The 11407-nt window shown below is 40.2% G+C and carries 8 protein-coding genes; 7 read left to right on the top strand and 1 reads right to left on the bottom strand.

Going from position 1 to position 11407, the window contains the following annotated elements:
• A partial coding sequence (locus B2V92_RS03820) for a tail fiber domain-containing protein (RefSeq protein ID WP_293304917.1) occupies positions 1-1569 on the top strand: 1569 nt, incomplete at its 5' end.
• Between the two features lie 6 nt (positions 1570-1575).
• Here the strand turns inward: B2V92_RS03820 and B2V92_RS03815 are convergent.
• Entirely contained in the window at positions 1576-2589 is a 1014-nt protein-coding gene (locus B2V92_RS03815; protein ID WP_293304916.1) for a LacI family DNA-binding transcriptional regulator, read from the bottom strand.
• A gap of 209 nt (positions 2590-2798) precedes the next feature.
• Here B2V92_RS03815 and B2V92_RS03810 point away from each other — a divergent pair, with 209 nt between their 5' ends.
• The 6 genes from B2V92_RS03810 to B2V92_RS03785 form a co-directional block, all read left to right on the top strand.
• Positions 2799-3494, top strand: a complete 696-nt coding sequence (locus B2V92_RS03810; RefSeq protein ID WP_293304915.1) for a LytR/AlgR family response regulator transcription factor — start codon at positions 2799-2801, stop codon at positions 3492-3494.
• A gap of 251 nt (positions 3495-3745) precedes the next feature.
• Entirely contained in the window at positions 3746-4429 is a 684-nt protein-coding gene (locus tag B2V92_RS03805; RefSeq protein WP_293304914.1) for a phosphonatase-like hydrolase, read from the top strand.
• Between the two features lie 468 nt (positions 4430-4897).
• Positions 4898-7714 carry a TonB-dependent receptor gene (locus tag B2V92_RS03800; protein ID WP_293304913.1) on the top strand — a complete coding sequence of 939 codons (2817 nt, stop codon included), beginning with the start codon at positions 4898-4900 and terminating at the stop codon, positions 7712-7714.
• 34 nt (positions 7715-7748) lie between these two features.
• The gene (locus B2V92_RS03795; RefSeq protein ID WP_293304912.1) at positions 7749-9224 is read left to right on the top strand and encodes a hypothetical protein; all 1476 of its coding nucleotides are present in this window, start codon (positions 7749-7751) and stop codon (positions 9222-9224) included.
• A 10-nt stretch (positions 9225-9234) separates the two neighbouring features.
• Complete coding sequence (locus tag B2V92_RS03790) at positions 9235-10764, top strand: alkaline phosphatase D family protein (protein ID WP_293304911.1); 1530 nt, start codon at positions 9235-9237, stop codon at positions 10762-10764.
• Between the two features lie 2 nt (positions 10765-10766).
• A partial coding sequence (locus B2V92_RS03785) for an alcohol dehydrogenase catalytic domain-containing protein (RefSeq protein ID WP_293304910.1) occupies positions 10767-11407 on the top strand: 641 nt, incomplete at its 3' end.

Below are 11407 nucleotides of genomic sequence, written 5' to 3'. Positions count from 1 at the left end.
GATGGACTTTTGATACCCCGTGTTGACAGGTTAAGGGCACAGAGCATGACGGCTATACCGGTTTCAACATTGGTTTACATCAACAACATTACCACCGGCAGCCAAACCGGAACCACTGTAAATGTAAATGCCGTTGATTATTACTATTTTGATGGTGTTGCCTGGGTAAAACTGATCCAGAAAAATAATATCTATAATGCAGATGGCACACTTGAAGTCAACAGGGTGGTAACACAGGGCGCAAATCGCTTGGCTTTTACGGGGAACGGAATAAACATGTTTTCGGTTAATGGTGGCAATTTTTCTATCGATGCCGCAAATAACAGAGTGGGTATAGGTACAGCTGCACCAACCAACAAATTAAATGTTGTAGGGGCGGCTACTACTGCTTTAACCGCGGGTACGGGAAATACCAGTGCCCAGTTGAGGCTTGATGGCGGAACTGATAGCGCGTTGGATTTTGGTACCTTTGCCAATCCACCCTATGGGGCTTATATCTACAGTTATAATAAAACAACGGCTAACAAAATGCCCTTATCTTTAAACCCTGTTATTGGTGTTGTGGGTATAGGTACTTCTAATCCCTATAGTATATTAAGTATTGTTGCCAATAACCAGGGCAATTTGGCCGGCAACGATTTCGCTTTTGATTATTATGGAAATTCATCACATGCCTCCATTATTCTGGGCTCTGCTGCAGGTACTGAAACTGCACCTGGCAATTTAGGTACTGGCGTACTAATAGGAGGCTTGCTTTTTAAACCAAGGATAAACGGGGGCTGGTTATACGAAACCGCATCGGTGAAAGCTACCTATCGGGGAAATGGAACCGACAACCTGTCAGATATGTACTTTTCAACATCTTCAGCTGTTAGGGTGCTTATCGATGCAGCCGGTAATGTAGGCCTTGGTACATATTTACCCCATAACCAGTTGCAATTGGGTAATACTATTGTGAATAGAAAAATAGTGCTTAATGAAACTGTAGATAATGATCATCAGTATTTTGGTTTCGGCATTAATGGTTATACATTGCGCTATCAGGTTGATGCCACTACTTCCGATCATGCATTTTATGCCAGTAATGGTAGCAGCACCTCTACCGAATTGTTGCGGATAAAAGGAACCGGCAATGTGGGCATAGGAACAGCCAGTCCAAGTCAAAAATTGCATGTAATTGGGAACATTCTGGCATCGGGTACCATTACACCTTCCGATATCAGAATAAAAAAAGATGTTGTTGATAACACTTATGGTTTAAGAGAAATTTTGGGGCTGCGCACCATCAATTACCGTTACAAAGATGAGCAGATGGGGAAAGACAAAAAATTAGGCTTTATTGCCCAGGAGGTAAAAGCTTTGATACCCGAACTGGTAACCACCGCCAACGATGACATTAAAACCCTGGGCGTAAATTATGCCGAAATAACGGTTGTACTTACCAAAGCTTTGAAAGAGCTACAGGGGATGGTTAAAAAGCAGCAAGAAGAAATTGCCGAATTAAAGATGAAATTGGGTGCAAAACGCTTACAAATAACAAACAGGTTAAATTTTATAACCAGGTATTGACTGATTTTAGCTTGAATTACGGATAATCAGATTGGTTTTGAGCATTATTGTTGGTGCTTTCCAGTCTTTTGCCTCTCTATCAATCTGATCCAGCAGTAACTTTACTGCTGTTTCTCCAATTTCATTTATCGGCTGTTCAACAGTGGTAAGGGATGGCTCGATAATTGAACCTGCAAAATCGTTACTGAAGCCAACCACGGCAATTTCTTTTGGTATTTTCACATCTGCAGCTTTTAATAGTTGTATTAGCTCTATTGCAGTAGGGTCATTAATGGCAAAAATAGCATCAGGCCGTTTTTCGAGGTTTAAAAAATAGTTGATGTAAATTTTAACCTTACTGATCGAGAGGTCGTAATGGATAATCAGGTCCTCATCTACCGGTAAGCCATATTTCTCGAGCGCTTTGATATACCCTGCCTTTCTCTTTTTTGATACGGCCAGTGTTTCGGGACCTGATAAATGTGCAATGCGTTTTTTACCCTGTTTAATCAAATGCTCAACCGCTAAAAATGCCCCGTCAAAATCATCTACCACCACTTTTGGTACGATCATTTCTTCACATACCCGATTGAAAAAAACAATGGGAATGCCTTTCCGGTGGAAAGTTTTAAAATGATCATAATTGTTGGTTTCCCTCGTCATCGAAATGAGCACACCGTCTACTCGGTGGGCAAGCATCACCTTGGTATTGGCAAGTTCGGTTTCGTAACTTTCGTTAGATTGTGCAATAATCATATCATATCCAGCTTCTTTTGCAGCTTTTTGGGCAGCAATGATGATCTGCGGAAAAAAAGACCTCGAAAATTCGGGTACTATAATACCCAGGGTTTTGCTCGATTTTTTGATCAGGCTAATGGAGAACATATTTTTTTCGTACTCCAGTTCGGCCGCCAATGCCAATACTTTCTCGCGGGTATGCTGATGAACACTCTGATGACCGGTTAAAGCCCTGGATACGGTTGATTTCGAAATACCCAACTGGTTTGCAATATCAATAATCGTGATCTGATGTTTTGCCATTGTTAAATTTCAGCCGGTTGTTAATCATTTATTCAGGCAATATAAGTTAAAATGACTTTATTTCTGATACAAATGGCTATGCTTTTTTACCAGAAAAAAGATAATAATCCATTTTTTAGGTTGTAAAATAAAAATCTTTCACCCTTTTAAGATGAAAGATTTTTAAGATAGATATCTGATAGTTTTGGCTAATACTTCACAATTTTGAATTGAACTGTTTAATTGTTGATGATCAAAAAGTATTTCGGACTGTACTGAGGCGTATGTTCGAGCTCGATAGCAGTTTGATTTTAGTAGGCGAGTGCAATGATGCAGTAGAAGCGTACCAACTGGTTCTGGAAAATAAGATCGACCTCATTTTTCTGGATATCCGAATGCCCGGAATGAGTGGATTGGAATTCGCCAAAATATTGGAAGATAAACGGCCACTGATTATTTTTACCACCTCTGTTGCCGAGCACGCGGCCGAGGCATTTGATCTTAATGTGGTCGATTTTTTGCTAAAACCCATTTCACCATCCAGGTTTTTAAAAGCTGTAGAAAAAGCCAGGGAAATTTATTCAAATCAGAATATTTCGGTAGATGGTAACATGTCTGATTATGTATTTATACGTCATTCCAACATTATCAGCAGGTTAAAACTCACAGAGATATTGTTTTTTGAAGCTACCGGCGATTATGTTAAAGTGCATACCGCAAAACAGCATTATTCGATCCACTCTTCGCTTAAAACCATAGAGCAGAAGTTACCGCAGAATATATTTTTAAGGGTACACCGCTCATTTATCATTAATTTAAATAAAATAGATACCGCAGAAGGTAAAACACTGGTAATCAGTCATAACCTTATTCCTGTATCCGAAACCTACAGGGCTGATTTAAATAAGAGGATGACATTTTTATAAATTATCCCAACCGGCTGTTTATTTATGGCGGCGTTTGGAATAAATATGGCACCTGTTTTAAATTATTTCCCGTTCTTTTAGGCTTAGCCCTGCTCCAGGTTCGGTGAAAGCCGTTTAAGATGATTTGTAAAGCTTAATATAAAATTAATATAGATCTTGCATATTTTGTATAAACAATGTTTAGTTTTGCTAAACATTGTTTAGCCTCATGCTATAGCTGGACAATTAATTTTAATTAACGATATTTTGATATGAAAAAGAATAAGATTGCAATGGTGGTTTTCGATATGGCCGGAACCACGGTAAATGAAGATAACCTGGTGTATAAAACACTACAAAAGGCCATTAATAATGCCGGTTTTGATTTTAGTCTAGATCAGGTACTTGCACAGGGAGCAGGGAAAGAAAAAAAACAGGCTATCCGCGCGGTATTGTCAACCTATGGAAATATTGATAATGAGGAGTTGACCGTAAAAATATATAACGAATTCATTGTTGCATTAACGCAAGCTTATGCTTCGGAAGAAATATTGCCACAGCCCAATGCTGTTGAGCTTTTTGCCGAATTGAAAAACAGGAATATTTTAACTGTGCTCAACACCGGTTACGATAGTAGTACTGCTAATTCCATTCTTAAAAAATTGGGATGGAGCGAGGGTAATGAGTTTGATGCATTGGTAACTGCCTCTGATGTATCTCGTAACAGACCCGATCCGGATATGATCGAGTTTGCGATGAAACGTTTTAATATTGCCGATAGCAAAAGTGTGGTTAAGGTTGGCGATTCGGCCATTGATATAGAAGAAGGCCAGAATGCAGGTTGCGGTTTAAGTGTAGGTATAACTACCGGAGCACATACTGCTGCCCAGTTATTGGAAGCACAGCCCGATCTGATTATCGATAATCTGATCGATATATTGCCGTTAATAGATTGATTTTTTTTGCTTTATACTGTTGATTTAAAGTGTTTTGAAATGATTTTTTAATAAATATTTAATATAAAATTATTTAAAAATTAATAAACATTTTTTAGTTTTACTAAACATAAAACAACACAGAAAGCCTCTTGCCCGTCCCAAAGGAGCGTATAAAAATTAAAGCATTTATTAAGATACCAGTTAGATACTACGAATAACGGCCAGATTGTTCAGTGAAGATCTTTTGAAGGATTTTTACGGGCAACAAAGGAGAAACAAAATAAATGGAGATGCGCGAACACCTCCATTTGTTAAATCGAATCAAAATTAATTTCTGTCAATTTTTAATCACAATTATGCTGTAAATGTATGGATAACTTTTTCCTATTACAAAAAAATAATAGCTACGGGGCGCTGCAGCGCAGGGGCTATTCAATGAAGAACAATTTCTACCAGGTAAAATCCGCGATCTAAAACGTTAATGGTATGAAATGTTTTTATCTAACAATCGCTGCCTTTTTCCTGTGTATAAGCGTGGTTTTTGCACAGGGTACGTTAAAAGGCAATGTTTCAGATGGTAATGGCCCGCTTGCTTATGCCACCATTAGTGTATCTGCATTAAAAAATCAGACTGTTTCTGGGCCTGATGGGGCATTTTCCATCCTTTTACCCGAAGGAAAACACCGTGTTTCCATATCGATGGTTGGTTACCATAGGGTAGATACCATAATCAACATTGCTAAAAGCAAAATAACTTACCTCAACAACGTTAAACTTGGTGCAGCAACGGAGTTGCAGCAGGTGGTAATTAAAGGCATGTACAGCTCAAGCGAGCGCAAAGCCATTGCCATGCGCAGAAATTCGTCTGCAATTATGGATGTGGCCAGTGCCGATGCTATTGGCAAACTGCCTGATATTAATGCTGCCGAAGCAGTACAGCGTATCCCTGGGGTAAGTATCGACCGCGATCAGGGTGAAGGACGTTATGTTACGGTTAGGGGTATACCATCGCAATGGAGCTCTACAACAATTAATGGCGACCGAATGCCGGCAGCGAAAACTTCGGGCGATCTTTTGGGTAACCGTACTGTTCCGATGGATCTGTTGCCATCCGAATTTATCCAGTATATCCAGGTGGTAAAAGCCATTACGCCCGAATACGAAGGTGATGCCATTGGCGGCACCATCAATTTTATTACGCGTACCTCGCCCGAAAAAAGAACATTCCGGGTAATGGGAGCCGTTCCCTACGCCGAGAGGCCAAAGGATAAATTTGGCTACAATGGTAGTGTGCTGTATGGCGATCGTTTGCTGAATGATAAACTTGGTTTCTTAGTGCTGGGCAGTATAAACCAGCGTACTTATGGTACCGATGATTATGAGGTTATTTATGGTAACCAGTTGCATAATGTTACCACCCTGGATGTTAGGAATTACCAGGGCACGCGAACAAACAAAGGGCTTAATGCTGCGTTGGATTACCGACTTGCACCCGGTACTAAATTTTATGCCAGGGGATATTATACCGAACTGCTTGATCATGAGCAGAACCGTAAAACAATGCATTATTTTGATAAGGCCACAAACAACGCTGTACTGCGGTGGAGCAATGTTGATTATTATTTTAAAAATTACGGTGGCGAAGCCGGTATTGAGTCATCGCTTGGGGCTAAACTTAATATGAATGCCCGTTTGGCCTGGTATAAATCGTGGGCAGGTTATAAGGGGCCATCATCTGCAAGCAAGGATCTGCGTGGATATTATTATGGAAACTGGGTACAAACAGTAAAATATGATAATCTGGTAAATGTTGGAGGTAAAGACTATAAGTTTTTGAAAGGCGATGGTCCTACAGGTTATCAGGGTGATGATGCAGATAATATCCAGCCCCATTTTTCTGCTGCAACACCGTATAATACCGATAATTATTACCTGGATAGGTACGTAACCTCCATCCGTAACATTACCGAAAATGATAAAGTTGCGGCAGTAGATTTTAAATACCAGGCGCTAAACAACCTGTTGATAAAATTTGGGGGTAAATTCAGGTATAAAACAAGCACTTACGATTACCGTTATGTAACCTGGATCTATAAAACCACAGCAACGAAGGCTTATCTGCCATTGTGGGAAAGAGAAGCTTTTCCGGCAAAAAACTGGTTTCCGGAGCTTAATAATGCCTATGATAACCTGAAATTTGATTACCCTACCGCCAGTTCATTTATCAATCCGTATGGTATCGCTTCAGTTGCACCAAACCTTACATATACCGTAAACGACGCCACTAATTCATCTTATGCAACAGGAAATTATCAGGCAACCGAAAAAGTTGGTGCGGGTTATGCCATGGGCGAATGGGATTTAAATACCCAATTGAAAATGGTAGGCGGCCTGCGTTTCGAATATACGGCTAACCATACCGATAGTTACGTTTATAACGATATCACCAAAAAGGTTAGTCCGGTTTCGGGTAATAAAAATACACCTGCCGTCCTTCCCATGCTTCACCTGATCTATAAGCCCAGCGACAAAACGGATATACGTGCAGCGGTTACACGTACTTTTGCCAGGCCTGCATTTAACGAAATCAGTCCAACTACAAGGGTAAATCCAAACACTTTAACGGTAGCGCTGGGTAATCCAGGTCTGCGGCCAACTTTTTCGTGGAACTACGATTTAATAGGCAGTTATTACATCAGCAATAGCAGTTACCTCACCGGTGGTCTTTTCTATAAAAAAATCAGAGATGCAGTGTACACCCAATCATTTACGCAAGGCCAAACCGTTGATGGAAATACAGCAGATTACCAGGTATCGCAGCCTTTAAATTCAGAAAATGCAAAACTTTATGGCATTGAGCTTGGCTACAATCAGAAATTCACTTTTCTACCCGGATTGTTAAACGGATTGGGGCTTAATTTAAATTATACCTACACCAAATCTGAAACCACCATCAACGATCGGCCGGATGAAAAAATCGGATTGTTAAACCAATCGCCAAATATTGTAAATGCAGCATTGTTTTATGAAAAAGGTGCATTTTCATTCCGTATTGCGGCCAATTACCGTCAGGCTTTTTTGGTTGAGGTACGCGATAACAGTGGCGCAGATCGCTATCAGGACAAGGATTTTCATCTTGACCTCAATATGTCGTATAATTTCCCGAAAAACATTACCCTCTTTTTGGATGCCAATAACCTTACAAATGCACCACTACGGTACTATCATGGTGTGAAGAGCAGGCCAGAGCAGGTAGAATATTATTCGGCAAGGGGGCGTATCGGCGTAAACTGGAATTTCTAAACAAAAACATATACCTACCTAATTAATTAATCTTATGAAAAATCTATTAATGTACAGTGCCGTATTGCTTGCCTTTTTGGTAACAGGATGTAAACAGAATAACGAATTAATCGAAAATCAAAACAGGGCAAACAAAGAGGCCGATCTGGTTATAAAACCTGAACAATACCAACAACTCAGCTCTAATAATGGTAATGCTGTTGTAGAAACGGTTTCGGGCGAAACCAGTTTTAATTACAGCGGTAAATCGGTTAAGGTTAAAGCTTATTCGCGTAATGTGGGCGATACAAAAAACAGTCCTATTTTTGAGTATGCCGATTTATTGAACAGGGCAATCACCTATAAAAATGCACATCCGCAAACCGATGTGCAGGTAAAGTTTGTGATGTATAAAATCGGTTTAAATTCTTACGTGGGCTTCAATCCTTCTGATGTTTCATCTTACGGGTTTGTAAAGGGCAGCGATTTTGCCGGGGCAAACTCCGAGCAGCTTGCTTATTCGCTGGTAAAAGCTGCATTGAACCAGGTTAAGGTCGATTTTGTATACCATCTGGATGTTTCAGCAAGTGTTTCAGGTTTTATTAATGGTTACATGGAAACACCTTGTACAACAAACCCTGCAAAAAAGGTGAAAGATTTTTTAAGGATGCGTAAAGTAAGCTGGGGAACCGAATCGTATCAGCAGATGCATGCAAAATACATGACTGTTAGCCATTATACCGGCGATGCTGGTGATGTATTGAACACGGTTTACAGCACCACCGGCAACGTAGATGACCATGGAACAACCGGGATACCAACAGGTAAAGATTGGGTACAGTCGGGCATATTGATAACAGGCCATGCAGAACTGATGCAATCTTTTAACAAATATGCCGATCTTGTTTATAACAACTATGCCAATCAGGCAAATTTCAGAACCGCGGTAAGATCAATGCACAGCGCGCACTCCCTAAATTATGATGACCAGTATTTTAGCAGTTATTTTACACCTATTCCCCAATCACCGGCAGGTAATTATGTAGCTGGTCAGCCAGATAGTGCGTCGGTTCAGGGCAATGCCTGGGATACTTCCTATAATCCCGTTGCCAAATATGTTTCGCAAATGGCTTCAACAAGTGGTAACCGTTACCTGAAAGTAAATATGTACCACCTTAAAATGGATAATTTTGGAAAGAAATTTTATACCGAACTGCAGAATATCTATCAATCATCGTCTAGCGGTACAAAAGAATTTAAGTTTTTGGCCCACGAGAATTCTTATCAGGATACCAGGCCTTTAAGCGTGTTCAATAATATCGGTACTATGAGATACATTAAACCAACGCACGCCAAAAACCTAACTTTTGCTTTTAGTGGTACAAGCTCTTATTATACTTTAACAGGTTCTACCAACTTAAAATTGGATGATAATGCATCTAAAGCGAACACCACCATTGTTGTAAAAGAATTTACCACCGATCATCCGGTTTATAATGCCTTTAAAGATATTTTTGAATATCAGTTTTAATTATTGATAAGTGGATATTTCCAGAAGAAAATTTATACTGTCTACAGCCTTGCTTATTCCCATGATGGGGATGGGTAAGGCTTATTTAGGATTTAAAGAAAATCACTTTAGGCATGGGCTTGCTTCCGGCGATCCCTTGCAGGATAGGGTGGTCATCTGGACGCGGATATCTTCACTGAATTATTCCGGGAAAAAGGTAAAATGGCAAGTGGCAACTGATCCCGGATTTATAAAAATAATCAAGAGCGGCGAGCAGGGCATTTCAGCGCTAAGCGATTATACTGTAAAAGTAGATGTACATGGATTAATGGCCGGAATGAAATATTATTACCGCTTTATCTATCAAAAATCCGTTTCTCCCGTTGGACGTACACAAACATTACCGAAAGCACTAAATGGCAGGGATTTTAATATTGCGGTTGTAAGCTGCAACAATTGGGAAGACGGTTTTTTTAATTCTTTCAGATTTCTTGCCCAAAAGAAGGAGGTTGATCTGGTATTGCACCTTGGCGATTATATTTATGAATACGCTACTGGCGAATACGGAAACCCCGGTTCGGGAAGAATTAACGAACCAAAAAATGAACTGTTAACACTCCATGATTATAGAACCAGGCATGCGCAATACCGAACTGATGCCAATCTGCAGGTTCTGCATTTAAACAAACCGTTTTATGTTGTTTGGGATGACCACGATCTTGCAAACGATGCCTATGCCGATGGCGCAAAAAATCATCAGCCGAACGAAGGTTTGTGGCAGCAAAGAAAAGCAGATGCCATACAGGCCTATTTGGAGTGGATGCCGATAAGAGCTAAAAATGCAACAGATATTTGCCGGAAATTTGAGATTGGAGACGATATTTCACTTTACCTGATGGATGAACGGAGCCTTGCCCGTACCAAACAGATGGATGATAATGAGGTCGGTTTCGAAAGTCAGGATAGGGCAATTATTGGTAATCGCCAATATAACTGGTTGGCCAATGAACTTAAAAAAAGTAAATCCACCTGGAAACTGATCGCCAATCAGGTAATGTTTTCGGGGTATGCCGTGGCAAAAGGCTTTAAACTGCCAAAATATAACGATTGGTGGCTGGGCTATCCTTATGAGCGCAATAAGATTATCAAACTATTGACCGAAGAAAATATAGGTAATCCCATTTTTCTCACAGGCGACCACCACGAATCTTTCGTGCTCGCCCTCCACAAGGAAGAAAAATTTATGCAGTACACCAAAACTTACCATGAAAAACCTCTGGCCTGGGAATTTTTAACACCATCTATTACCTCGAGAAATGGTGATAGGAAGGGCAAAGAAGAGATTGTAACATTCGAAAACATGCTTGCCGATGCCAACATTAATCCCCATATGGTTTTTGGCGATATTAAAAGCCATGGTTATTTCATCGCATCAATTAACAAACACACTTTTAAATCAGATTATTTCTTTGTGGATAATATTTTAACGCCCGATGCAAAAGAGCATAAAGCGGCAGTTTTTTCAATCGATGCCAAAACATTTAAACTATCAAAACAATAAATATGGATAAAGCCAGATTAGTAGCTTTTAACGGACACGGACAGCCCATGGAAGTGTTGGAAAAAGAAATCCCAGCCCTGAATAATGGCGAAATTTTGATCAAAAACCTCTATACCACACTTTGTGGCAGTGATCTGCATACTTACTGCGGTTTAAGGCAGGAAAAAGTGCCTACAGTTTTGGGACATGAAATTGTGGGCGAAATTTTGGCCTTTTCTGAAACACACAACCGGAAAGATTACCTGGGAAACGAATTGAATATTGGAGATAGGGTAACCTGGAGCATTTTTTCTTCGGATCCTGATTCTACAATGGCAAAGGTTGGCATGCCGCAAAAAGGCGAAAATCTTTTCAAATATGGTCATGCGCAGATTACCGCTGATGATGCATTGCATGGCGGACTCTCTACCCATTGTGTGCTTAAAGCTGGTACAGCAGTATTAAAAATTTCTAAAGCCATACCTTTATCTGTAGCTGCCATTATTAACTGTGCAGTTGCAACAGTAGCCGGCGCCATAAGGTTGGCAGGAGAAATAAAAGAAAAAAAGGTGTTGATTACAGGGAGTGGCTTGTTGGGTATGGTATGTGCTGCCATGTGCAAGGATGCCGGGGCCGCCTATATCCATGCGGCTGATATCAATCC

The organism is Pedobacter sp. UBA5917 (assembly GCF_002432345.1).
GTDB lineage: Bacteria > Bacteroidota > Bacteroidia > Sphingobacteriales > Sphingobacteriaceae > Pedobacter.
This window is presented reverse-complemented; position numbering and strand designations above follow the sequence as displayed.